Genomic DNA, 22,131 nt, shown 5'->3' with positions numbered 1-22,131 from the left:
TCGCAGGTCCACTGCTGGTCTGCTTCGAACCCGTGATCGTCTCGGTGCACTGAGCAGGAGGGGACCGTGGCCGCGAGCACTGACACCGCAAAAAACCAACAGCCTTATCGTGAAAAAGGACTGATCAGCAAGGTTCTTGGGCTGCCCTTCACCCTCCTCGGCATCTTGTTGGTGTCGCTGTTTTTCAGCGTGGTGACCGAGTGGATCGGTTTGTATTTTTTCTGGCCGGAGGAAGGCTGGCACCACTCGCGGGACATGCTGAACAGCGAGCTTGAGTGGTTGTCGGCGGCCTTTGTTCAAAGCCTGCTGGTCGAGCAGCCTGGGCAAACTGCCCGTTGGATTATCGGCCTGGCGTACGAATGGGGCTTTGAGAAAACCGGTCTGATCCACTGGATCACCCAGTCCGCCGAACAGGCCCGACTAAACAGCAATCGGAGTACCGGGTTGCAGTACTACCTGGGGCTGACCTATGTGCACCTGGAAGACTACGGGTTGGCGGCGGTCTATGCGGTGTTGACCTTTCTGGCGCGAATCCTGATCTTGGTGCTGACGCTGCCCCTGTTCCTGATGGCGGTCTTCACGGGGCTGATCGATGGCTTGGTGCGTCGGGATTTACGCCGCTTTGGCGCGGGAAGAGAATCCGGATTCATCTACCACCGGGCGAAGCGGATGATCGTGCCACTGTGGGTCGCGCCCTGGATCATTTACCCCGCATTACCGATGACCGTAAGCCCCCTGCTGGTGTTGCTGCCCTGCACAGCAGCCTTGGGCGTGGTGGTGAGTATCTCGGCCGGGAGCTTCAAGAAATACTTGTGAGTGCTGGGGCTTTGCTGCAGCCCATCCCCGGTTAATCACGAGGACATATTCAGAAATACAGCCCCCTGAAACCAAAGGGTTCTTATGCGTTAAGTTGGGACGTCCACTGCCGTATAGGCAGCTCAGAAAAGTCGGCCGCGCAACCTGCAGGAAGGCGAGAGGCTAACTGCCGTACAGGCAGCTTTTTACTTCAATTATGGAGAGAAGCTGCCATGTTCCAATATCCCTCATTCGGTACACCGACCCTCGCACAGTGGTGCGATCTGCAGGAAGAGCTGATTCGCTCTCGCCCGCTCAAGCCTCGAACAATCAGCGACCGCCTCAATAACCTACGGCACCTGCGCCTCGGGCTGGGAAATCGCCTTCTGCATCAAATCCTGCCTCGCGATCTTGAGCTGTTAATCAACAACATCGCCGCCAGCGGCCGCCCTTTCGCTGCCCGGCGGGTGTACATCGAGGCCAATGAGCTCTTCAACGCGGCTGTCTACTGTCGATTGCTCATCACCAACCCATTATCTCCGGTTAAAGCACCTGCACCTCGACCCTCACGTGCCCGCCTGAGCTTGCTGCACTTTCTGAAAATTCGTGAGGTCGCAGAGTCCTGGAAGAGGCCGTGGTTTGCCAACTGCCTGAATCTGGCCTTGGTCACTGCGCAACGCCGCGCCGATGTGGCCGTGATGGCGCCTCCCCATGTCTTTGCCAGCCACCTGCACGTCACCCAGCAGAAAACGGGGGCTTGCGTCGCCATACCGCTTGAGCTGAAGCTCGACGCTATTGGCATGAGCGTCGGAGAGTCCATTGATCGGTGCCTTGAGGTGCAGCCCAACGGCAACACGTTTATTGCCCGGCGTGACGGAAAGCCCTACGTGACGGCCATGCTGACTCACTCTTTTGCGGCCTGTCGTGACGAAGCATTCTCACGCAAAACCTGGCGATCCCCGCCAACGTTCCATGAGATCCGCTCACTCTCCGAACGCCTTTATCGAACGCAAGGGATCGATACGCAAACACTCCTGGGTCATAAACACGCCAGCATGACCGACTTGTACAACGACGAACGTGATGTAGAAGGTAGAGCGTATCGATACGTGAGCCTCTCGTGAGCTGCACACCGTAGGACTTCTCACAGACCACCCTCGCTATTCTGGCAAGGTCATTAGCGGCTGCTAGATACCCCTCTCTTTTGACTGTCCGCCGGAACAGGTCGAAGAACACCATTGCAGCGTGGGTGGCTGCCTTGCCTCATTCGGAAACCCCAGGGTCGCCAGAGGCGCAACTTACCGAGGCAGCCAGATGTGTCGCTTGGACCATTTCCGTGACCCCATTGCGAGTGGAGCCTCACTACAGCCGAATTGGACGTCGTGGGCGTCGTGGTGAGTTCCCTCATTACTATGCTTACTTGACTCCTTGGACCTTACCAAGAATGATTGGAGGATGACATACAGGGAGTAGCCTCCAATCTCATGGCAAGAATGATTCCATCTCACGGACCTCGCGAAACAGAAAGCTTTGGGGAATCCAGCATTTACTGGATCTTGAAAAAAAATCTCTCCGATGACTTCACGGTTATTCACAGCCTTCCTTGGATCTCGTCAGAAGTAAAAAAGATAGACCCTAAAGCTGCCCCCACGGGAGAGATCGATTTCTTAGTGATACATCCTATGTTGGGGTTACTAACCTTAGAGATAAAAAGTGGCCGATATCGAATAGACCATTCGACCTTCGTCCATATTAAATCCAACGAGTTCATTGACCCGGTACAACAAGCGCGCAGAAACGCTCACGGGCTTTCAAAATGCTTAGGGGTCAAGCCGTCATTGCGGCTACGAATTGGCTATGCCTTCGTTTTCCCAGACAGCCATTTTGGTGAAGCGATGATTAACACAGCAATGGTTGACTGCTCTATCGACCCGCCTCAACGAATTTTCATTGATCGTGGGCAGATGCCTACGCTGGCAGATCGAATCAAGGAGATCATGTGCTACTGGAAAATCGCACTAAACACACCCGACTTATCGCCTCAAAAAACTAAAGAGCTGATGGAAACCTTGTGCCACAACTACGACGGCACTCCAAACTGGGCGCAAAGGGTGATCCATGACAACAAGCTCTGGCTTCGTCTAACGGAAGAGCAAAACCAAGTTGTTCAAACCGTCTGCAATCGAGAGCGCATGCTGGTCACAGGCTGGCCTGGAACAGGAAAAACACTCATCGGTATTGAGGTTGCTCGAAAGCTATTGTTAGAAGGAAAAAGAATTCTCTTTGTGACCTTCAACACTCAACTAGCGACACACATCAAAAGTCAACTTCCAAAAACCAAGAGATGCAACGTCTCTACTTGGCACGGCTTGTGCTCAGCTGCTCAAACAAAACTCAACACATCAAACAATGCTTCTCAAAACTGGCTTAAGACTGACTGCAACACAGACCTGCAAAATGCAATCAGCCAAGGCCTGATGGAAAGCTATGACATTCTGATACTCGATGAAGCGCAAGCACTCGACATCGAGTGGTGCAAAACACTCATCAACTGGTTCGAAAGCAAGCCCATTGCGTGTTTCTGCGATGAAACACAGGTTTTCTCTTTTGAGCCTCGGACAACCAAGCTAAATGAACTACAGGCTCTGCTGGGCGTAATATCTCCTTTTCTCCTCACGATCGCGTTAAGAATGCCAAAGGCTGTGACAGAGCACTTAATCAATGTCATGCCGCCCAACCACCAACTTACGTCGCCCAGAGAATTTGAAAAGGACACCATTACCGAAATAATAACCGAAACCCCCTTAAACAAACTATTCGAAATACATGCCCACCTACTCGAGCAGGGCTTTGACAAACATGAAATCCGAGTATTATTGAGTTCACTACAGTCATATGATCTAAGACGGCTACTGGACTCCAAAGGTATAAGGCACGAAAATATTGCCAAATTTCGCGGCCTAGAAGCTCCGGCCGTGATCATCTACGGCGCTGACCACATGACGGACTCAGAATTATTTTGCGCCTACTCAAGAGCCACATCTCTCTGCATTTCTTTATTCAGTCTTGAGCCTTTGATCTGGAAAGAAAATAGTGCATTTCAGAAGTCGGTTCGTTCTCAGAAAGAGAACAAGCCGATCATTGAACTCGCACAATTCAATTCACTCACCACCAATATAATCCCGGCAAGCACACCTACCTATAGCTTAAACCTTCTCTCCATCGACCTCAGCTGGGCTCCAGGGTGGGGAGCATGGATGATTGAGTTCGACCCAGAGAATGAGCTTGCTGAAACGTGGATCGACTACCTTACACTGGAACACGAGTGGCCCGTCCTATTTTGGTACAAAGACTCAAGAAAACGCCTCTACCTATCAGAGCCTGACAATGAGCAGGGGCCACTCTCATTCACTTTAGCACTTGACTTAAAGTACTGTTATTCTTGCTGTACGACCACACCTTTCAAAGGTAACATTGATGCAGCTTGCATCATTTGCACACCTCCAAAAAAGCCTCATCAAAACTCACCAGACGAAATAATACTTGAAACAATATCAATTTACGACGGCATTCTATCCAGCACCCTTTCCGACAGTAAAAAACCGTCCAGATCATTAGAGGACCTACCCTTTCCTCTGGCCGCTGCCGGAGCTCGCCTCTACGCCTCACAGCATAAAAAGAGAAACAAAATCCTTGATATGCCTTTACCCTCAGGAAAAATAATTTACCGTGCTGCGCTCGCCTTTGTTCAATCGAGAATAGCCACCTATGAAGCCAACCGTTCCCTGATCACCAGTGAGGTCGCGCTGCAACTGTACAATCGGTTCAAGTCCCTCCAAACGCTGGATCTGAAAAATTGGACCAGTATAGTGGCCAATGCTTTGGGTACGTGTAAACAGAAAAACTTCATCAAGAAAATAACGAAAGGAGAATACCGTATCGTTGAGGACGCCGACATTCCAGAAAAAACCGTCGAGCCTCCGTTCTAAGCCACGCCCAACATACACTTTATTCCCCTGAAGCGGCCTCAGCAAAAAACCAAACGGACCGAATCCTGTTTTCTTGATGTCGCCCGCCTCGTCCTTCGGCACGCTCGTTGAACCTTCTTCGAGCGGATTGCCCCCATGCCCTACCCTCTACCTCTTCGATGTATTGCGTTAGTCGCAAGCCTCACCGTGCCCATGGTGATGGCCGAGCCAACGGCCCACGAACGCACCCAACTGAGTCTGGTACTGCGTCAACTGGAGGCCGTCACACGGCAGGTGAAGGCCAGTGCCGCCCTCCCCACCGATGACCAGGCGCGCTTCACCTTTGACTACGCCCGCCTCTCCGCAGACCTGGAGCAGGTTCGCGGCGGCATTGAGGGCTACCTCACGCCCTCACGTGCCCAACCCCGTACACCACCGGAGCTGACCGGCCACTACACCCGGTCCACCGGGAGGTCCCCATGAGCATGAGTGCGCCGCAGCTCAGCGCCTTTCAAGCCATGGGCGGCTTCACCCCGCAACAAAGCACCACCTTGCTGATCGGCCTGGTCCTGGCCTGCGCGCTGATCTTCGCCGCCTGGGCCCTCGTCACCGGTTACCGGGGTTGGGCCAGCGGCCAGCTTTCCCAGGGGAAGTTCGCCGGCCTGACCGCCAAGGTGTTGTTGATCTACCTGCTGCTGACCTTTCTGTTGCTGCACTGATCCACTTTTTTCGCTTCAACCCCTGCCATTGGAGGCACCTGATGAAAAATCGTTTTGGATGGAACCGCGTCACTCACCTGTTCTCGCGCAGCACCTTGGCCTGCTCGGCCGTGTGGTCCTGCTGGGTCCTCGCGGCGCTTCCAGAAATGGAAGCCCCGAGTCGTGGCGAATCGGACAGCATGATCCAGACCCTGCAGGACCATGCCTTCGACATCGTCTCCCTGCTCGCCCTGGCCATCGCGGCCGCCGCTTTCTGTGGTGTGGCTTATCACGCCTACACCACCTACTCAGAGGTGCAAAACGGCAAGAAGACCTGGGGTCAGTTCGGGCTGACCTGCGGCGTGGGTGCCCTGCTGCTGGTGATCATCATCTGGCTGCTGACCAAAGGCACAGATGTGCTGTAAGGAGGACAGGCCATGACACAAGACTCGGATCACACCCTCCCCGACGGTACCCTTCGGTTTCTGCCGTCACGCCTCAATCGTCAGCCGGTCATTGTGCTGGGGCTTACGGCCGATGAGATGTGGATCACCGTCGTCTTGGGCGCGGTGATCGGCGCGGGCCTAGGGTTGGGCATTGCGATACTGTTTCAGAGCGTCGCCCTGGCGCCCACCACACTGGTGAAGTGCACAGCCCTGGGCCTGATAGTGGGCGGCAAACTGCTGCGCCGTCACAAGCGCGGTAAACCCGAGACCTGGCTGTACCGTTACCTGCAATACTCCATCGCGACACGCTGGCAGCTGCTCACGGCTTGGGTCGGCGGCGCCGACCTGGTAAGGCGCTCAGGGCGCTGGAGTACCCGCCGGAGCCTACGCCCATGAGCCGCTTCAAGAACGAGGTGGCCCGACTGGAGTCCCACCTCCTCTCGCTGCGTATCGGGTGCGGGTTGCTGTTCGGGGTGGCTTTGGTCATGGGACTGGGTTGGTGGGACGCCCCCCGAAACCTGACCATCCACAATCCTCCGGACCTGCGCTCCGGCAGCACCCGCAAATGGTGGGAGGTGGCACCGGAGTCGGTGTACACCTTTGGCTTCTACATCTTCCAGCAGCTCAACCGTTGGCCTATTGATGGCGAGAAGAACTACCCGCGGGCCATTCAGAAGCTCTCGGCCTACCTGACGCCACAGTGCAAATCCCAACTCGAAAGCGACGCCCAGAAACGCCAGATCGCCGGCGAGCTGCGCGGCCGGACCCGAGGCGTATTCGAGATGCCCGACCGGGGCTACGGCGACGCCCCGGAACTTCGGGTCAAGGTGCTGGGGCGGGACCGCTGGGTAGTAAACCTGGACCTAGCGACCGAGGAGTTCTACGGCTCGGAACGGGTCAAACAGGCTTTCGTGCACTACCCCCTTCAGGTGGTGCGCCTGGACGTCGATCCGGAGAAAAACCCCTTTGGCCTGGCCCTGAACTGCTACGACAGCGCACCGCAACGCATCACCCCACCGCCCGCCCCTGTCCCCTCTCACAGCCCCGCCACTGCTATGCAAGGAAGCTAGTCATGCGTCGATTAAACCTCCTCCTTCCCCTCTGGCTGAGCTGCACGGCGGCCCAAGCCATCGAGCTCATGCCCTGGGAACGGTTGCCCCTGGCCGTGCCGTTGTACATCGACCAGGAGCGCATCGTCTTCATCGATCAGAACGTTAGAGTCGGCGTTCCTCGCTCTTTGGGTGACACGCTGCGTATCCAAAGCACAGGCGGCACGCTGTACCTGCGAGCGAATGCGCCGATCAAGCCGACTCGCCTGCACCTGCAAGACGTGCGCACGGGCGAAATCATCCTGATCGACATCACGGCCACCGACGGCCAGGGGCAGCCCGCGCTCGAACCCGTCAAAATCGTGAAAACCTCTGGCTCGTCCAAGAGCTACGGCGATACCACCGAGACGTCCCCGTCGGACACCAAGGCTGAGGCGGCTCTCACCGCTGCGAACAGCCCTCCCACGTCGCAGCAAACGCCGATTCCGGTGGTCCTGACTCGCTACGCAGCGCAAAACCTCTACGCCCCCTTGCGTACGGTCGAGCCCCTGCCCGGTGTATTGCCGGTCAAATCGCGCCGTGACCTGGACCTGACGGACCTGATGCCCACGCAACCGGTCACGGCCCAATGGCTGGGAGCCTGGCAGTTAGAGGACCACACCGTCAGCGCCGTCAAACTGCAGAACCGCGCCCTCACGCCCATCGCACTGGACCCGCGCGAACTGCGGGGTGACTTCGTCAGTGCCGCCTTCCAGCACCCACGCCTGGGGCCCACCGGCCGGGCCAGCGACACCACGGTGGTCTACCTGGTGACCCATGGCCGGAGCTTGGCGCAAGCACTGCCACCGGCTCTCAGCCCGGTGGATGCCAGTACCGCCCTCACCGTCTCTGCCGTACCCGCCGTACCCGGAGGCGACCATGACCAGTAATGGCCTGCTCAAGTGGTTGCTCCTGCCCCTGATCCTGCTGGTGGTCTTCGGGGTGCTCAAGATGTGCTCCTCCAAGGAGGTCCCGGCCCCCAAAGCCGGGAGCACCAAGCAGACTCTGACTCCGGAGGACATGAAACTGCTCGGCATCGACGGCGATACGCCCCAAGACACCGTGGCCACGTTGGTGGCCCAGACCAAGGCCATGCGCACTGAGCTCAAGGCCTTGCTCACGGAGAACAAAGACCAACAGAAGGAAAACGCTCGCCTGCGTCAGCGCGATAGCGACATCGACCAGCGTATCCAGAAAGCCCTGAGCACAGAACTGGAGAAGGTGCCGCACAAAGGCCCTTCGAGCCTGAGTCCCCAGGACACCCAGAACCTGCTGGAAGACCTCAAGCAACAGCTCTCGACCTCGTTTCTCAACAAGGGTGGCCCCGACCTGCCTATTGGTCTGGGCCTGGAGCCCGGTGATGAAGCGTCGTTCTCAGGCACTCACGACGACCTCATCTGGACCGAGCCCCAGGACGCCACCGCCGTCGATGCCAAAGGCAAGCCACTGCCGGCCGGCTCTGGCAAACCGGCGAAGGGCTTCAGCTTTCCGACGGCCTTTGAGGACACGATCCACCAAGGCCAGAAGGCGCTCAAAGCCAACACCGGTGCAGTAGGCCGCAACATCAAAACCACTGACGACAAAGCCGCAGCCAAGCCCGTCTACACTCTGCCAGAGAACAGCACCCTCACCGGATCCATCGCCATGACCGCGCTGATTGGCCGGGTGCCGGTGGACGGTGTGGTGAACGATCCCTACCCCTTCAAGGTGCTGATCGGTCCGGACAACCTCACCGCCAATGGCATCGATCTACCGGATGTGGCAGGTGCGGTGATCAGTGGTACCGCTGCGGGGGACTGGACGCTCTCCTGCGTGCGTGGACAGATTGTCAGCCTGACCTTTGTGTTCAACGACGGGCGTATTCGCACGCTTCCCGCCCCGCAAAAACTGGCCAGTCGCCAAGGCACAAACAAGACCGGCCAAACGCAGCTGAACAAGATCCAGGGCGGCATCGGCTGGCTCAGCGATCCGTATGGCGTGCCGTGCATTGCCGGTGAGCGGCGCTCCAACGCCCAGCAATACCTGGGCACCAAAAGCCTGCTCACCGCCGCCGGTGCCGGGGTGGCCAAGCTGCTCGAAGCCGATAAGGCCGACGCCAGCACCGTGCTCACACCTAGCGGAGCCGCGATCGGGGCCGGTCCCTCGGCACTGAACAGCATTCTGTCCGGTGGCGTGAAAGACATTGGTGACTGGGTGAACAAGCTCTATGGCCAGGCCTTTGCCGCAATCTACGTGCAACCCGGCGCGCCCGTGGCTGTGCACCTGGACCGGCAACTGGAGATTGACTACGAAACCCTCGGCCGCCAGGTACGGCATGTAACAGGAGGCCCCCATGCTTCGACCCTCGATTAACCCTCTAGCCTGCCTGTGGCTGGTCACGCTGCTCACCGTCGGCTGCACCACTGACAAGGGCGACCTGCTCCCTCACGGTTCCCAGACCATGACCGATCTCTGGGATCAGCATGCCGGGCCTGCCCCTCAAGGCGCCCTGAGCCGTCCCCTTCAAGAGGCCCGCCTGGCGTTGCGTCGACCGCTGGATGACACCGCCACCGACCAACTGGCCTACACCCGCACCGCCCGCAACGAGATCCACAGCCAATTCAAGCGCCTGCCCAATCCAGACCTCGTGATGTACGTCTTTCCGCATCTCGCGGGATCGGACCCAGTTCCGGTGCCGGGCTACAGCACCGTCTTCCCCTTCTACCAGCGGGTGCAGTACGCCCTGCCCGGCGAGCGCACGGAGGCCTACTGATGGAAACGGACAAGACCGATCCCTGGGCGCAGTACGTTGAACAGTTGAAGGCCTACGGCCTGCCGGAGCCTGGCGCCGCGAGTCGCCCCCGAAAGCGCCCCGCCACGAGGGCCGATGAGCAGGCGCTGTACGCGGTGACGCCGAGCTTTGTCGACCTGCTGCCCTGGGTCGAATATTTGCCCGACACCCAGTGCCTGCTGCTGGAGGACGGTGAGTCGGTGGCGGCGTTTTTCGAGCTGACGCCGATTGGCACCGAAGGCCGCGAAGCGAGTTGGCTGTGCACAGTGCGCGATGCCCTGGAAAACGCCCTGCAGGACAGCTTCGACGAACGGGAGCAGCAGCCTTGGGTAGTGCAGCTCTACGCGCAAGATGAGACTGAGTGGGACGGCTATCTGCAAAGCCTAAGGGACTATGTGCAGCCCCGCGCTCAAGGGACAGCCTTTACCGAGTGCTACCTAAGCATGTTTAGCCAGCACCTGGAGTCGCTGTCTAAACCCGGGGGACTGTTTGAAGACACCGTGGTCACCCAGCTGCCCTGGCGCGGCCAACGGCGCAAAGTGCGGCTGGTGGTCTACCGGCGCAGCAAGGGCGCTGATGGACGTCGAGGCCAAACCCACGAACAGGCTCTCAACAGCGTTTGCGACCGTCTGCTCGGGGGCCTGGGCAATGCTGGTGTCAAAACCCAGCGTATGACCGGTGCGCAGATTCATCGTTGGTTGCTGCGTTGGTTCAACCCGCACCCGCGCCTGCTGGGCGAAACTCGGGCGGACCGTGAGCGTTTCTATCAGTTGGCGTCCTACCCCGAAGGCCCGTCGGGTGATGCCCTGGAGCTGGCCAGTGGCACTGACTTCGCCCAGCGCCTATTCTTCGAGCAACCTCGCTCGGACCTGGACCAGGGGCTCTGGTACTTCGACGAGCAGCCCCATCGCGTGGTGGTCCTCGATCGCCTGCGCACGCCGCCAGTCATTGGCCACCTGACCGGAGAAACGCCCAAAGGGGGCGATGCCATCAACGCCCTCTTCGATCAGATGCCCGAAGACACCGTACTCTGCATCACCCTGGTGATCTGCCCGCAGGACCAACTGGAATCCCACCTCAACCACCTCGCGCAAAAGTCAGTCGGAGACACGCTGGCCTCCGAGCAGACCCGCGCGGACGTGCATCAAGCGCGCAAGCACCTGGGCAGCGCGCACAAGCTGTATCGAGGGGCGATGGCGTTTTACCTGAGGGGTCAGGACGTCGAGGAGCTCGACCGTCGCACCTTGCAGCTTCACAACGTGATGCTCAACACCGGGCTTCAGCCGGTGCGCGATGAGCACGAAGTGGCGCCGCTCAACAGTTACCTGCGTTGGTTGCCGTGCGTGTTCAATCCGGGGATGCGCCAGAGCGAGTGGTACACCCAACTGATGTTCGCGCAGCACGTGGCCAACCTGGCGCCGGTCTGGGGCCGCAGTGAAGGCACGGGGCACCCTGGATTCACCTTCTTCAACCGCGGTGGCGGCCCACTCACCTTCGACCCCCTCAATCGTCTGGACCGGCAGATGAACGCGCACCTATTTCTGTTCGGGCCGACGGGTGCCGGCAAGTCAGCGACCCTCAACAACCTCCTCAATCAGGTCACGGCGCTGTACCGGCCACGGTTATTCATTGCCGAGGCTGGTAACAGCTTTGGCCTGTTTGCGGACTTCGCTAAGCGCCTGGGGCTGACGGTCAATCGGGTCAAGCTGGCGCCCGGCTCTGGTGTGAGCCTGGCGCCCTTCGCCGATGCCTACCGACTGGTGGCGACACCCGACCGCGTCATGATGCTGGATACCGAGGATCTGGATGAGGCCGAGTCCAAGGAGGACGATGAGCGTGATGTCCTGGGTGAACTGGAGATCACCGCTCGCCTGATGATCACCGGCGGTGAAGACAAGGAAGAGCAGCGCCTGACCCGCGCGGATCGCAGCCTGATACGTCAGTGCATCCTCAATGCCGCTCACACCTGCGTGGACCAACACAGAACCGTGCTGACCCAGGACGTGCGTGACGCCCTGCGGGACATGGGTAATGACACCCACCTGCCAGAGCTGCGGCGCCTACGTCTACTGGAAATGGCCGATGCCATGGACATGTTCTGCCAGGGCGCCGAGGGTGAGTTGTTCAACCGCGACGGTACGCCCTGGCCGGAAGTCGATATCACGCTGGTGGACCTGGCCACCTACGCCCGCGAGGGCTACAACGCCCAGCTCTCCATCGCCTACATCTCGCTGATCAACACCGTGAACAACATAGGCGAGCGAGACCAAATGCTGGGCCGGCCCATCATCAACCTTACCGACGAAGGCCACATCATCACCAAGAACCCATTGCTGGCGCCCTACGTGGTCAAGAGCACGAAGATGTGGCGCAAGCTCGGGATCTGGTTCTGGCTCGCTACTCAGAACATCGATGACCTGCCCAAGGCCGCCGAGCCCATGTTGAACATGATCGAGTGGTGGATCTGTCTGAGCATGCCGCCGGATGAGGTCAACAAGATTGCGCGGTTTCGGGCGCTCACCGAGGCGCAGAAAGCCTTGATGCTGTCGGCGAGGAAGGAGTCCGGGAAATTTACAGAAGGGGTGATCTTGTCGAAGTCGATGGAGGTGCTGTTTCGGGCGGTGCCGCCGAGTCTCTACCTGGCCACGGCGATGACAGAGCCGGAGGAAAAAGCCGAGCGGTTCGCGCTGATGAAGGCGCACGGCATCAGCGAGTTGGACGCCGCGATAGCCGTGGCGCAGCGGATTGATAAAAAGCGCGGGATTTCAAGCTCAGTCATGGCTAGTGATCAGGTCCAGGAATAAAACAGACCGACTGCAAGACGCTATTCTTAGCGTTTACTTAAGGACGTCTCACTATTTTTCTGGCAGAAACCGTGTATTTCATGGCGCTATACAACCCTCAACGCCTCGCACATGGAGATTCGCAAATGGACTTGAGAACGATCGCCTTCGCACTGATGCTGAGCGCATCACCGTTCACCGTCCTGGCTGGAGAAGGGCATGACGCCGGATACGCGTGGGCGGCAGAGAACGACATCGACGACGTCGCTTATTGTAATACCCCCTCTCCCTCATTCAACGAAGGCTGCGAGGAATATGTCGAGGAAATTGCCACCTCACGGAGCGACGCGGACGACGATGATGAGTAAGCAGCTTCCGACCGAAAACGGAGTACCTTAGAACCCGCAGAATAGGTTCAGGCGTGTTCGCAGCCTCTCCGCAACCGTCAGCGACTAGGGCGGAGGAGTCAGCCCCTCCCTGTTCTTATGGGAATTTTGAGCACAACTGTTCTCAATGCTGTTTCATTTCAAAAACCGCTCATCCGCTTCGAGTAACTCAATCAATTCTCTCCATGCGTCAAACACCATATCAAAATACTGCTTTCCAAGCCCTCCACATCGCCCCTCACGAAGGCATTGATCATAAGCTTTTCGCGCGCCCTTATAGTAAGCATTGAAACCTTCAACGCCCTGTTCTGAAATGGAGATCATATCCATCCCACCTTCATCCAAAGGGGCATATATTTCCTTCAGATAAGCACCATCACCGCCCTCAAAGAATGGTCGAGAAAACTCGACAACCGCATTGAACGCAACACTGCTCAAAGGAATACCGACACCCTCCTTAACGAATATAGTACCTGCCAAAGCGACCACACACCCTGTCAAACAGTAATTTATATTTCAACTTCCAGAAACAATCCCGCCTCCGGTTCCAGTTGGACAAATGCTTTCCATGCCAACAAAGCCCTCTCAAATGAGTCAAGAGTAATTATCTCAAAATACTCTTCATCGTAAAGCGAGTGGATTTTCACCTGAGATTTCGATAACTCAGCCCCCCAAGACTCTCGATCCCACTGTGCTAAACCCGTCTTGAGCTCCTTAACCGATCTGACCTGGTCCACACCTTCATCCAGCCATGCCAAGGTATCTGGAAGACTCAGTCCTCCATCATCAGTTAAAAGACAAGCAAGCGGGCTAACACCCTCTCTATTGATAACATTTGAACGACAACTGGGCGAAAGGTCTCCGACTGATCCACCCCAAAACAAAGTCAGTTTCACTTCATATCACCCAAAGAATTGGACACCTAACGTTAAGCAGCTAACCTACCACTACCTCATACGCATCTGCATGTCAGAGCCACCACCAGCCTTCATCGACCGCTGATAACTTGTGCCCTCCATGGAGTAATGATTTTTCACTCGATTCCGAAGCTCAAGACTGCGATCCCCACCACCAGCCGTCACAAAGATCAACCGACTAGGCAACAAATTGCGGTCGCCCTTGCTTAAGACGGCCAGTGCATCTTCATGCTCCCCTAACAAACGCCCTATTCCGCTGGTAGCACTGCACAAGCCAAAAGCAACAAAAGAAGCCCAGTCCCACCCACTCTCACGCGTTGACACAGAAATCGACTTGGCCAGCAAATCAGTAGTAGGTGTAACCAATGCACTAGCCCGAGTGACTGTGGGCCAAGGGAAACTCGCGTGTCGCTGAGCTCGGTGGTAAAACACATAGAAGTCTTGCTGTGGATCATTGAGCTTCTGCAGTTGGGTCAACTTATTTGGGCCACTCGGTTCACTTCCGATGTCGGCCCTCCCATTGTTGCTAACTTTGCCCTGCAACAAGGCAACCTTACGCACAACTAGCCCACCAACCTCGATGTCCACAATAATGCCGAAGTCCGCCCCTAAGTGAGCTTCTGCCGTGGTTCCACCCAGCGCCAAGGTGCCAAAAAATGACTTCACGCCTGGATACCCCATGGCGTTGATTTTTGCCCCCGCCCATCGCTCAAACTCCGAACGAAAACTCTTCAAAAAACTCCCCGACGAGTGTTCCTCGTGAGCGCTTGCCTGTGATAGGTCCTTGGAGAACTCTTGGGCATGTTGAAAGCCTGCCCAATAAAACGCCCATTGCACTGAATGTATGAAAAGTTCAGGTGTAGTCATCTGATGCGCTAGGTGATACCAACGATCAGCCGGCTCCCGGTCTTGCATCACTGATGACCGAACACGCGGCATGCAGTTCCTGAGCGCCAGATCAACAGCGCTGGTTACTACGGGAGTAAACGACGCCAGCGCCGTGAATCCGACGCTGCCCTCCGCGCGCGCAATACTGAGTAGCTCTCCAGTCTCCTGGCCCCATTGTGTGATCACGTCAGGAGAAGGCTTTTTTTGAAAGATAAGATTTTTCGCGATCTGCTCAGCGGTATTCACATCCCGCCGTTTGAGTTGTTGCAATAGACTATCCAGCACAGTCAGCGTATCACCATGTACCCAACCATCACGTAGCAACGTATCGCCCAGAGCATCCAGTTGCGTCCGCAGTCTTCGCCCAGTTTCGATCCATGTGCTGGCGTCGGCAATATCCCTTTCCAGTTTGTCAACTTTAAGCGCTCGATCATCGGCCTTGCTGTTGTGTTCCTCCACTCGCCGCATTCGGTTTTCTAGTGCAACAGGAGAGCTGACGTGAAGTTGCTGTTTTTCTAGCGCTTTCTCAGCCGTCTTAACCACTTTCGCCGCATTGCGCCATGCCAAAGGCTGCCCCCACTTCCCATCATCCTTGATCCGTTGCAGGGCTTGTTCTGCGTTTTGCACCTCAACTTCAAATGGACGCAGAGTGCTTGCTCGCTCTTTTTCTTCGCTAGTTTTCTGCATTCTGGGCATGAGCTGCAGTTGTTCTTTGGACCGCTGTAAGCTCGATAAAACCTCATCAGAAGCCGTACGCAAAGCCGCTTGCACACTATAGAAAAGGGTCATGGCATTAGACAAAGGGGACGCGCGCATGTTTGAAATTACATCCTGATGAAAGGCCCAAATAGTGGCCGTTTAATACTAACGCAAAGATGCCTACCTATCACCATCGGTTATCAAGTAAAACTCCCAAATCCTCATCGGCGGCCAGAGCTAATCCAAGCAAGGCAACTCATTCATACGTTGCCCCGTCGGATCCTCTGCCACGTTCCAGCTCCACCAACCCTCAACTCCGTAGACACGGTCGTACCACTGGGTTTTCCGGGCTTTCTGCGCCAGGTACTCGGGCGTGCTCATCCCGAAGACCTCCAGAGGAAAATCCTGCTTCATGTCCAAAAGCCAGAAGTCCGGGAAAAACTCGCACTCCTCGGCGTCGTAGCGAAGGGGTTTCTCGAAGCGGCGGCCGGCGGCGAATAGCTTGGCCTCCAGGGTGGATTCATAATCGGAGTCCAGCGGTATCCAACGCTCACTGACATGCATCAGAGCCAGGTCGAGCACCTGGGCACGAGCACCGGGGTTACCCGTTTCCACGTTAAGCTGAGCTATTGCCATGACCCGCTCTCCGCGCTTCCAGGCCGCGAACTCCTGCTTGAATCGCCTCTCGGTGTCCTGCCAGACCTCGGTGGGCATACTGAGGTAGGGCATGCCAAAGGGACCTGCCAGCGGCAGCTTGGTGATTCCCCCGTCGTGCTTGCCCTTGTCAAAGCGCGCCAAGGGCGAGACCGCAATCACTCGACGGTTACGTTGGATCGCGTCCAGCACCACACCTTCGTTGGAGACTTCAGCTTTGGAACGAGGGGTGGCACTGACCAATAACACGTCGCTCAGCGTCATGCGCCCGACCTTGATCCGGCTCCCGGTTTGACGCAGAGCGCTATGGACCAACCCACTGGTTCTCTTACCCTCCATCGCCGGGTACCAGACGTTCAGCCGCGCCTCTTGCCACAGCAAGTGCAATAGCCCGAGCAGAGTCATCGCCGGTTTGCGGAGGCTCGCCGCAGGTTTGTGAATGCCCACGCCCTTATCGGCACGCTCACCCTTCGCCGCTTGCTCAAGCAGGCCCCTCGCCAGACGTACACGCAAGGTGCCGTCATCGCCCTCCTCGACCACGCCGCTCTCATAGCCCTGCATGCCTGACCGCTCGGGTGCTGGCGCGTAGAAGCGGCATTCGTTGGCGTGCTCGGGGCCCGTGCCGGCGAACCGGGCCAGGTGGAAGTCATCGGTTGTTTCCCGGCGTTTGATGGCCAGCTTGCGCTCACCCTTGCCCGGGCAACGGCACATGGCGTGGGTGCGGCCGTAGGCCTTCTCCAGCACAGACTTCCAGCCCTTGGCGAACTGATCGTCCGTTTGAAATAGCCTCGAGAAGGGTTGGCCGTCGATCACGACCGTAAAGCGCTCATTGAGCATGGAAACACTCTCCTTGTGCAGGCCCTTCGTGATGGACCGTTGTCCTAAGTGTCAGCGTTCTCGAGCAGGGGCCTGAGCAAATCCGCGAGGGTAGTTTCACGCCCCCTGCCCCCTACCCTGCATTGACATCACCCAGACGCGCCGGGCCTTTCATCATGTTCGAGCGCACGTTGACCACCAAGGCCAAAGTTGTCACTGAATGAAAGGGGGCTAACTGGATACCTCTCGGTCAGTGGTCCCCTAGGGAGCCCTGTATCCCGGCGCCCAGGATCACTGGAGCTCAAAACACTAGGCAGGAGACCACTCAATCCGAGGAAACGTCCGACTATCCCATCCAGTGGGTTTGGATCGATTATCTGGGCTGGTTCGCTGTCGTTGGCAGCACCTTCCCAGGTAGCCAGGACCTTCAAGGCTACGGTGGGCTTTCAAGCTCATGGGTCATCAGTAGTTCGCTCAGCATTCGGAAGCGCGAACAATCGACGAAACCCTCGTCGACCGAATGCCTCAACCCCACCGTGACGGAAATCCACCGTCTGGTGGGTCTCCTGATCGGCTTTCCGTACAGGAGACAACATGACACTTGCGATAACGATCTACGACGCGTTGACAACCGCCAACGTTCACCCCGACAAAGCCAAAGCGGTGGTACACGCTTGGGAGGCCGAAGTGGAAAAACTGGCATCAAAAACTGACCTCAAGCAGGTCGAGACTCATTTGACACAGGCCATCACAAACTTAGGCATTGAGCTGAGGGCTGAACTCAAGGACCAACGGGCGTCCACCCGAATCCTGCAATGGGGTAACGGTGTGACGTTCCTCTGCGTGGCGACGCCCTTTATCCGAAGCATGATTGGCGTATAGACCAGGTCTTCTTGGTTTGAGCCACGGTATCAACCTTCAGCCATCCGGCCTTCACCGGTGGCCCATTCGTAACAAGGCGTCGGCACCGGCCACGCCCTGATTCATCACCTATTCAGCCCATGCGGGGAACACTCCCCCGTACGGGTGCAGTGTCTCTCCGTGTTGGGCTTTTTTGGAGAGATCCCATGCAACTGAATGCCCTCACCCCGCTGCAACAGCAACTGATCAAACTGCCGGTCGTGCTCAGCGCACGCACCTGGCAGGAAGCCGTATACACCGAACATCCCTTTGAGTGGATGGAGTTTGAACAACGCCTGACCGAAGTCATCAGGGCCGGCTATCGAGCCATTCTTCAACGGCCCGAGGTGTCGGTCCTTTGCAGTTACACCTACGACTTCGGCCTCTATCGCTTGCCACCTCAGCATCTGCAGGATGAGTTTCACTGGCTGGGCCTGCGCCTGATCGTCGAGCGAGATCATGACGTACCGACCCTGCTGCGGATCATGCTCAGGAGCGAAAACACTCAATCGGCTCGGCACACTCAAAGCCTGCTCTTTGAGCCCGGCCAAATGGTGATGACTCGAGGTGTCAGTCAGCTTGAGCAACAAGGGCTGCTGGACATACTTCCATACCTGAAACGGCACCTCGCCGGTGATTGGGGCGAGTTGGACGAGGACGACAAGCTGAGCAACGCCCAGGCGCTGCAGAACGGCACCCGGTTGCTCTCGGCCTACAACATAGACGCCGGAGACCAGACAAGACTCTGGATCATCACCGAGGCGGACAGGCGCGTCACCACCGTGCTGCTGCCCTATGAGTACTGACTCATTTCTCCTGCCCCAGCCTGACTGAGGCTCACCGACCGTCTGCTCACCTTCCTGGGTGAGCAGACGGTTTCCCCTTGCCACACGTTGTGAACTGCGGATGTTCAGCACGCTCACGATAACGCTCGTCGAACGGTTTGATTGACCCAGGCCCCCTCACAGGCGCCTCAACACTGTTCTGACTGACCGCAACTGAACGGCACCGTCGGGTGACACTGATGGCTAAAGAAAGGACTCAATATGAAAATCTTGTTTGCACTGAACCTGTTTTTGCTGGTCGCAGGGATATTACTCGGTGACGTAGTACTGATTCTTCTCTGCGTGATGGCGCTGAGCACCGCTCTGATCCAATGGCAGGAAGAAAAAGGTGAGCGTGAAACCTTTAAAGCCTGATCAGGCTTTTTGAAACCTATGAGCTGACCCTGCGGGGTCACGCTCATTTCCCACCCTGGGGGCACAACGTCCCCAGCGTGGACTGGGTGCCCCTCCTCATTGGAGAGTCACCATGCTGTGTAACCCGCACCGCTTGCCGTTGCTCATCAAAATCGGCCTTTTAGCCGCACAAGCAAACGTTCACACAAGGTTGTACCAAAAGTTCCCCATCATCGTGGATCCCCCCAATACAGACCCATATGACTTTCTGGATGAGGAACTTTGGTATTCAGTGTATGAGCTCGTCATTGAGCTAGCGGAAATGGACCACCAGAACGACTTTTACCCCGATGCCAGTCCTCTGCTCACTGAGTTCGGCTTGCTACGCGATTACTGGGACATACGAGACCGACTTGATCCTGAAGAGTACCAATGACTTCGTTAAAAGCGTTATTTTCTCAAACCTGCCATTTTTGGTAAGACGAAAAGCGAGTTCTCTCCCCTTCTTAGTTCCACCACCAGCGCCATCAAGGAGCTAGTGGTGGCACTGGGCGTGTTGCGTCAGCGGATGTGCCATGCAGCCTGAGACGTCGCCGCAGACCAACTTCAGCCACCCGACCTTCATCGGTGGCCCACTCGTAACAAGACGTCGGTACCGGCCACGTCCTGTTTCACCACCTATGCAGCCCATGCGGGGAACACTCCCCCTACCGACCACAACCTTTCTTAACCTCCTCTCTGACGAAAGATGGCGGTGGAAGCCCCGTATTCTTCTCGAAGATTTCCATGAGGCAGCCACGCGATGGCACCGTTTGGATTATCTGGTAGGTCTGCCCGGCAGCAGGGACGAAGCTACTGACATTGATGCAGTTGCGAAGGGATACAACGCCGTCTTTCTTCGATCCTCCCGAACTCATCATCTGCACAAAAATGCGTCGATCCGGGATCAACAAGAATTGCTCGGTCGCCTCACCTTTTCGAACCCCAAGGACACCAGTCTCAGAGGTGTCGGTACACGCCACATCGTAGTACGCCCAATATTGTTGGACGCCGCCGTCGAGCATCGTATTAACGCCTTGAATGGCTTCAAGCGTCGCATGGGGAGCTTCTGCATGAGGTTGCTGGTAGAACCCAACACAACCGGAGGTCAAACACAGGGAAAGGGCCACCATGGCTTTTTTCAAATGCACTGCTCCATCAAAAAATAAACACATCACGGACTGGCAACAGGAACTGGACTGCTCAGGCTGGCTTAAACACAATCGACACTTATCGACAGCGCCCACAAAAATCTGAGAGACGCGCACCTCCTGGTGTCTCAATCTCCAGCTCTAAGCAGGGAGGATCGCAATGACCACGAATGATCGCAAGACGGACCTTCACCGTTTAATGCTTGACGCAACTGAAACCGGGCTGAGCCTCAACGACATAACGCCCATTTGTGCACGGCTAAAGATTGACCCTTGTCAGCTTGTTAACGAGCTCACACTCACGGTGGCGAAAGGCTTTGATGCGATGACCCTCGACTTCAATTTCTGTATCCAGGTTATGAATGGCCTGGAAGGCGTTGTCGCCCAACTGGCCGTCGATGGCGAAACACCGGAGCCCGCCCTTTCCATCTACCTGGCTTTCGATGCCGGTGAGTTCAAACGGATTAGCGATCCGATAGAGGTTTGCCCCGCTGAGAAATACACAAAGCCGATGATCGAGCGAATCCTGCTTGAGCACCTAGATGACCGGAGCTGACCCGCGCCATCGTTGTGACTCTTTTCGCCCGGATTTGATCGGTGACTACCCTATGAGCTGACTCGTGGCTCTTTGGGTATCCACTCAGCTGACCGAAAGCGCCTCGGACAAAATGACGTCTTCTGCCAACACATTGAAGGCTAAATTTTCCGACAAAAAAAGAATACAAAAATGCCTCAATAGCGGTGGCTGATGGCTCGATACCGATCGCCATGCCTCAGTCGTGCGCTCCAAGAATTCTGACTCCTCAAACTCCGTCAAATCGCCCATGCTCCATGCATCCGATTTACCGGAGAACTCAAACATTGCCTCCCCCGGAAAAGGTGTCTTCATAAAGCTTCGGGCGCCCTTGAAACGGAGCTCTCGCTTTAAGGAAGGTATTTCTTCCAGCCCATCAGTGCCGATATCAGCACCGTCATACTCGATCTCCAGCACGACGTCTGACCCAGCAGATCGAAACGAAACCCGCGACTCCCCATAGCCAGGTAACCACTCATAAGGGTCGAGAATTCGCTTGGGTTTTCCTATTTTCATGCGTTCCACCTGTCGTTGCTCCACACCAGAATCTCACCGACTGCTCTCTGGCTATGTGGCCCCTTTCATTCCATACATGAATGTCCCAGCAATCGCTACACCGTCGGCATCGCTAAACTCGGTGTCGTACCAGACGGAAAAGACCCGGGCACCTGACCCGAGTGCCGTCAGGAGGCTTCGTTCTTGCTTTTGGTGCTCGTTCTCCAGCATGGGATGTCGACTGAAGATGAAGCTCTCACCCTCATGGAAAATCGTGAGGCAGAAAGCGTTCTCGTTCATCACGTATCCCTTCAATGCTCTCCCTTCGGCGACTTTGATCGTTGCGCGTATGAAAATGCGCATGCGCAGCGGGAACGGGTTGGGGAAATGATTGCAATGGTGATCGTCGCTTTGTATGGTTCGGTCATATCTTGCCCTCCGGGACTTTCCTACATCGCTTGCAGAGTTGAAACGCTTTTGTTGGTAGGGGTGGCCCACACCAACCCAAGCAGCCGATGGCGACGTAAGCAGTAGGTGACCTGAGCCTTCGTTTTGCTTGGAACGCTAGCCACCTCAAAGCTGAACTGCTCCCCTGGTCGAGCCATTCGTTGCCCCTTGCAGGGGCCGTCGATGACCGGCAATTTCACTTCAACGTCACGTTCAAGCATCGTCGTCGTTTCCCTTAACTGGTGTGGGGCTCGATGCAGGCTGCTTTGCTCTCGAAAACCTGCTCGCTACCTGACAGGTCCAACGGGATACGAAGCCGATCCGCAAGGCGGACAAATGCGTTGGCCTGGCCGTTGATGAGCACGTGCCCGGCGCACTGCAACCTGGTCAATCAGCGCCTGCAGCTGTAGAGGCAGGCTGCCGATGACCTCGCCGTCGA

General features: G+C 56.8%; 25 protein-coding genes and 1 pseudogene. 18 read left to right on the top strand and 8 right to left on the bottom strand.

What is annotated here, in order from left to right; all coding sequences use genetic code 11:
• Positions 1–66 precede the first annotated feature (66 nt).
• A complete protein-coding gene (locus tag UCMB321_RS10370; protein WP_040066157.1) occupies positions 67–816 on the top strand; it encodes a TIGR03747 family integrating conjugative element membrane protein in 750 nt (249 codons plus the stop codon).
• A gap of 212 nt (positions 817–1,028) precedes the next feature.
• Positions 1,029–1,919 carry a tyrosine-type recombinase/integrase gene (locus tag UCMB321_RS10365; protein WP_052451131.1) on the top strand — a complete coding sequence of 297 codons (891 nt, stop codon included), beginning with the start codon at positions 1,029–1,031 and terminating at the stop codon, positions 1,917–1,919.
• A 22-nt stretch (positions 1,920–1,941) separates the two neighbouring features.
• On the opposite strand, the pseudogene UCMB321_RS31725 reads toward UCMB321_RS10365, so the two are convergent.
• Positions 1,942–2,046, bottom strand: a pseudogene (locus UCMB321_RS31725) (hypothetical protein); the annotation flags it as partial.
• 233 nt (positions 2,047–2,279) lie between these two features.
• Between UCMB321_RS31725 and UCMB321_RS10360 the strand changes: the two are divergent.
• The 11 genes from UCMB321_RS10360 to UCMB321_RS10310 all read left to right on the top strand — a co-directional run bounded on the left by UCMB321_RS10360 (position 2,280) and on the right by UCMB321_RS10310 (position 12,916).
• On the top strand, positions 2,280–4,784 hold the full coding sequence (locus UCMB321_RS10360; RefSeq protein WP_040066332.1) for an AAA family ATPase: 2,505 nt from the start codon (positions 2,280–2,282) through the stop codon (positions 4,782–4,784).
• 135 nt (positions 4,785–4,919) lie between these two features.
• Positions 4,920–5,246 (top strand): integrative conjugative element protein, RAQPRD family, encoded by a 327-nt coding sequence (locus UCMB321_RS31720; protein ID WP_084614883.1) that lies wholly within the window; start codon positions 4,920–4,922, stop codon positions 5,244–5,246.
• Entirely contained in the window at positions 5,243–5,482 is a 240-nt protein-coding gene (locus UCMB321_RS10350) for a TIGR03758 family integrating conjugative element protein (RefSeq protein WP_052451129.1), read from the top strand. The genes UCMB321_RS31720 and UCMB321_RS10350 overlap by 4 nt, the downstream gene beginning before the upstream one ends.
• A 41-nt stretch (positions 5,483–5,523) precedes the next feature.
• Positions 5,524–5,886: a TIGR03745 family integrating conjugative element membrane protein gene (locus UCMB321_RS10345; protein ID WP_040066155.1), complete on the top strand. Its 363-nt coding sequence runs from the start codon at positions 5,524–5,526 to the stop codon at positions 5,884–5,886.
• A gap of 12 nt (positions 5,887–5,898) precedes the next feature.
• Positions 5,899–6,303, top strand: coding sequence for a TIGR03750 family conjugal transfer protein (locus tag UCMB321_RS10340; RefSeq protein ID WP_040066152.1), 405 nt, complete (start codon positions 5,899–5,901; stop codon positions 6,301–6,303).
• Entirely contained in the window at positions 6,300–6,977 is a 678-nt protein-coding gene (locus UCMB321_RS10335; protein WP_040066150.1) for a PFL_4703 family integrating conjugative element protein, read from the top strand. Before UCMB321_RS10340 ends, UCMB321_RS10335 begins: the two co-directional genes overlap by 4 nt.
• A 2-nt stretch (positions 6,978–6,979) precedes the next feature.
• Positions 6,980–7,885 (top strand): TIGR03749 family integrating conjugative element protein, encoded by a 906-nt coding sequence (locus UCMB321_RS10330; protein WP_052451128.1) that lies wholly within the window; start codon positions 6,980–6,982, stop codon positions 7,883–7,885.
• A complete protein-coding gene (locus UCMB321_RS10325; RefSeq protein WP_040066147.1) occupies positions 7,875–9,347 on the top strand; it encodes a TIGR03752 family integrating conjugative element protein in 1,473 nt (490 codons plus the stop codon). Before UCMB321_RS10330 ends, UCMB321_RS10325 begins: the two co-directional genes overlap by 11 nt.
• Positions 9,328–9,747, top strand: coding sequence for a TIGR03751 family conjugal transfer lipoprotein (locus UCMB321_RS10320; protein ID WP_040066146.1), 420 nt, complete (start codon positions 9,328–9,330; stop codon positions 9,745–9,747). Before UCMB321_RS10325 ends, UCMB321_RS10320 begins: the two co-directional genes overlap by 20 nt.
• The gene (locus UCMB321_RS10315; protein ID WP_052451127.1) at positions 9,747–12,569 is read left to right on the top strand and encodes a conjugative transfer ATPase; all 2,823 of its coding nucleotides are present in this window, start codon (positions 9,747–9,749) and stop codon (positions 12,567–12,569) included. The genes UCMB321_RS10320 and UCMB321_RS10315 overlap by 1 nt, the downstream gene beginning before the upstream one ends.
• A gap of 125 nt (positions 12,570–12,694) precedes the next feature.
• Positions 12,695–12,916 carry a hypothetical protein gene (locus UCMB321_RS10310; protein ID WP_040066141.1) on the top strand — a complete coding sequence of 74 codons (222 nt, stop codon included), beginning with the start codon at positions 12,695–12,697 and terminating at the stop codon, positions 12,914–12,916.
• Between the two features lie 153 nt (positions 12,917–13,069).
• On the opposite strand, the gene UCMB321_RS10305 is transcribed toward UCMB321_RS10310, so the two are convergent.
• The 4 genes from UCMB321_RS10305 to UCMB321_RS10290 form a co-directional block, all read right to left on the bottom strand.
• Positions 13,070–13,423 (bottom strand): hypothetical protein, encoded by a 354-nt coding sequence (locus UCMB321_RS10305; RefSeq protein ID WP_157015899.1) that lies wholly within the window; start codon positions 13,421–13,423, stop codon positions 13,070–13,072.
• Between the two features lie 20 nt (positions 13,424–13,443).
• Positions 13,444–13,830, bottom strand: a complete 387-nt coding sequence (locus UCMB321_RS10300) for a hypothetical protein (protein WP_245220769.1) — start codon at positions 13,828–13,830, stop codon at positions 13,444–13,446.
• A 51-nt stretch (positions 13,831–13,881) separates the two neighbouring features.
• Positions 13,882–15,528 (bottom strand): hypothetical protein, encoded by a 1,647-nt coding sequence (locus UCMB321_RS10295; protein ID WP_157015897.1) that lies wholly within the window; start codon positions 15,526–15,528, stop codon positions 13,882–13,884.
• A gap of 147 nt (positions 15,529–15,675) precedes the next feature.
• Positions 15,676–16,929, bottom strand: a complete 1,254-nt coding sequence (locus UCMB321_RS10290; protein WP_040066130.1) for a DUF1173 family protein — start codon at positions 16,927–16,929, stop codon at positions 15,676–15,678.
• A 573-nt stretch (positions 16,930–17,502) separates the two neighbouring features.
• Here UCMB321_RS10290 and UCMB321_RS10285 point away from each other — a divergent pair.
• From UCMB321_RS10285 to UCMB321_RS10275, 4 genes are all read left to right on the top strand, one after another.
• Positions 17,503–17,790, top strand: coding sequence for a hypothetical protein (locus UCMB321_RS10285; RefSeq protein ID WP_040066128.1), 288 nt, complete (start codon positions 17,503–17,505; stop codon positions 17,788–17,790).
• A 185-nt stretch (positions 17,791–17,975) separates the two neighbouring features.
• The gene (locus UCMB321_RS31380; RefSeq protein ID WP_245220768.1) at positions 17,976–18,614 is read left to right on the top strand and encodes a hypothetical protein; all 639 of its coding nucleotides are present in this window, start codon (positions 17,976–17,978) and stop codon (positions 18,612–18,614) included.
• A gap of 240 nt (positions 18,615–18,854) precedes the next feature.
• A complete protein-coding gene (locus UCMB321_RS30660; protein ID WP_157015895.1) occupies positions 18,855–19,007 on the top strand; it encodes a hypothetical protein in 153 nt (50 codons plus the stop codon).
• Between the two features lie 112 nt (positions 19,008–19,119).
• Entirely contained in the window at positions 19,120–19,422 is a 303-nt protein-coding gene (locus UCMB321_RS10275) for a hypothetical protein (protein ID WP_040066124.1), read from the top strand.
• 271 nt (positions 19,423–19,693) lie between these two features.
• Here the strand turns inward: UCMB321_RS10275 and UCMB321_RS10270 are convergent, their stop codons facing one another.
• The gene (locus UCMB321_RS10270; protein WP_052451126.1) at positions 19,694–20,170 is read right to left on the bottom strand and encodes a hypothetical protein; all 477 of its coding nucleotides are present in this window, start codon (positions 20,168–20,170) and stop codon (positions 19,694–19,696) included.
• 166 nt (positions 20,171–20,336) lie between these two features.
• Here UCMB321_RS10270 and UCMB321_RS10265 point away from each other — a divergent pair, with 166 nt between their 5' ends.
• A complete protein-coding gene (locus UCMB321_RS10265; RefSeq protein WP_040066118.1) occupies positions 20,337–20,732 on the top strand; it encodes a hypothetical protein in 396 nt (131 codons plus the stop codon).
• An 84-nt stretch (positions 20,733–20,816) separates the two neighbouring features.
• Here UCMB321_RS10265 and UCMB321_RS10260 read toward each other — a convergent pair whose 3' ends face one another.
• Together UCMB321_RS10260 and UCMB321_RS10255 are read right to left on the bottom strand one after the other, a co-directional pair.
• On the bottom strand, positions 20,817–21,266 hold the full coding sequence (locus tag UCMB321_RS10260) for a hypothetical protein (protein WP_040066116.1): 450 nt from the start codon (positions 21,264–21,266) through the stop codon (positions 20,817–20,819).
• A 51-nt stretch (positions 21,267–21,317) separates the two neighbouring features.
• Positions 21,318–21,545, bottom strand: coding sequence for a hypothetical protein (locus UCMB321_RS10255; RefSeq protein ID WP_157015891.1), 228 nt, complete (start codon positions 21,543–21,545; stop codon positions 21,318–21,320).
• Between the last annotated feature and the right edge of the window lie 586 nt (positions 21,546–22,131).

Source organism: Pseudomonas batumici (assembly GCF_000820515.1).
Classification (GTDB): Bacteria; Pseudomonadota; Gammaproteobacteria; order Pseudomonadales; family Pseudomonadaceae; genus Aquipseudomonas; species Aquipseudomonas batumici.
The sequence above is the reverse complement of the archived record's forward strand: the minus strand, read 5'-3'. Positions and strand labels throughout refer to the sequence as shown.

What these genes read in the sequence shown, in the direction of transcription:
- UCMB321_RS10325 (WP_040066147.1), top strand. Translation starts at nt 7,875, where the DNA reads ATGACCAGTAATGGCCTGCTCAAGTGGTTGCTCCTGCCCCTGATCCTG.
- UCMB321_RS10285 (WP_040066128.1), top strand. Translation starts at nt 17,503, where the DNA reads ATGACACTTGCGATAACGATCTACGACGCGTTGACAACCGCCAACGTT.
- UCMB321_RS10290 (WP_040066130.1), bottom strand. Translation starts at nt 16,929, where the DNA reads ATGCTCAATGAGCGCTTTACGGTCGTGATCGACGGCCAACCCTTCTCG.
- UCMB321_RS10360 (WP_040066332.1), top strand. Translation starts at nt 2,280, where the DNA reads ATGGCAAGAATGATTCCATCTCACGGACCTCGCGAAACAGAAAGCTTT.
- UCMB321_RS10260 (WP_040066116.1), bottom strand. Translation starts at nt 21,266, where the DNA reads ATGAAAATAGGAAAACCCAAGCGAATTCTCGACCCTTATGAGTGGTTA.
- UCMB321_RS10335 (WP_040066150.1), top strand. Translation starts at nt 6,300, where the DNA reads ATGAGCCGCTTCAAGAACGAGGTGGCCCGACTGGAGTCCCACCTCCTC.
- UCMB321_RS10350 (WP_052451129.1), top strand. Translation starts at nt 5,243, where the DNA reads ATGAGCATGAGTGCGCCGCAGCTCAGCGCCTTTCAAGCCATGGGCGGC.
- UCMB321_RS31380 (WP_245220768.1), top strand. Translation starts at nt 17,976, where the DNA reads ATGCAACTGAATGCCCTCACCCCGCTGCAACAGCAACTGATCAAACTG.
- UCMB321_RS10255 (WP_157015891.1), bottom strand. Translation starts at nt 21,545, where the DNA reads ATGAACGAGAACGCTTTCTGCCTCACGATTTTCCATGAGGGTGAGAGC.
- UCMB321_RS30660 (WP_157015895.1), top strand. Translation starts at nt 18,855, where the DNA reads ATGAAAATCTTGTTTGCACTGAACCTGTTTTTGCTGGTCGCAGGGATA.
- UCMB321_RS10320 (WP_040066146.1), top strand. Translation starts at nt 9,328, where the DNA reads ATGCTTCGACCCTCGATTAACCCTCTAGCCTGCCTGTGGCTGGTCACG.
- UCMB321_RS31720 (WP_084614883.1), top strand. Translation starts at nt 4,920, where the DNA reads ATGCCCTACCCTCTACCTCTTCGATGTATTGCGTTAGTCGCAAGCCTC.
- UCMB321_RS10295 (WP_157015897.1), bottom strand. Translation starts at nt 15,528, where the DNA reads ATGACCCTTTTCTATAGTGTGCAAGCGGCTTTGCGTACGGCTTCTGAT.
- UCMB321_RS10315 (WP_052451127.1), top strand. Translation starts at nt 9,747, where the DNA reads ATGGAAACGGACAAGACCGATCCCTGGGCGCAGTACGTTGAACAGTTG.
- UCMB321_RS10340 (WP_040066152.1), top strand. Translation starts at nt 5,899, where the DNA reads ATGACACAAGACTCGGATCACACCCTCCCCGACGGTACCCTTCGGTTT.
- UCMB321_RS10330 (WP_052451128.1), top strand. Translation starts at nt 6,980, where the DNA reads ATGCGTCGATTAAACCTCCTCCTTCCCCTCTGGCTGAGCTGCACGGCG.
- UCMB321_RS10275 (WP_040066124.1), top strand. Translation starts at nt 19,120, where the DNA reads ATGCTGTGTAACCCGCACCGCTTGCCGTTGCTCATCAAAATCGGCCTT.
- UCMB321_RS10310 (WP_040066141.1), top strand. Translation starts at nt 12,695, where the DNA reads ATGGACTTGAGAACGATCGCCTTCGCACTGATGCTGAGCGCATCACCG.
- UCMB321_RS10365 (WP_052451131.1), top strand. Translation starts at nt 1,029, where the DNA reads ATGTTCCAATATCCCTCATTCGGTACACCGACCCTCGCACAGTGGTGC.
- UCMB321_RS10345 (WP_040066155.1), top strand. Translation starts at nt 5,524, where the DNA reads ATGAAAAATCGTTTTGGATGGAACCGCGTCACTCACCTGTTCTCGCGC.
- UCMB321_RS10265 (WP_040066118.1), top strand. Translation starts at nt 20,337, where the DNA reads ATGACCACGAATGATCGCAAGACGGACCTTCACCGTTTAATGCTTGAC.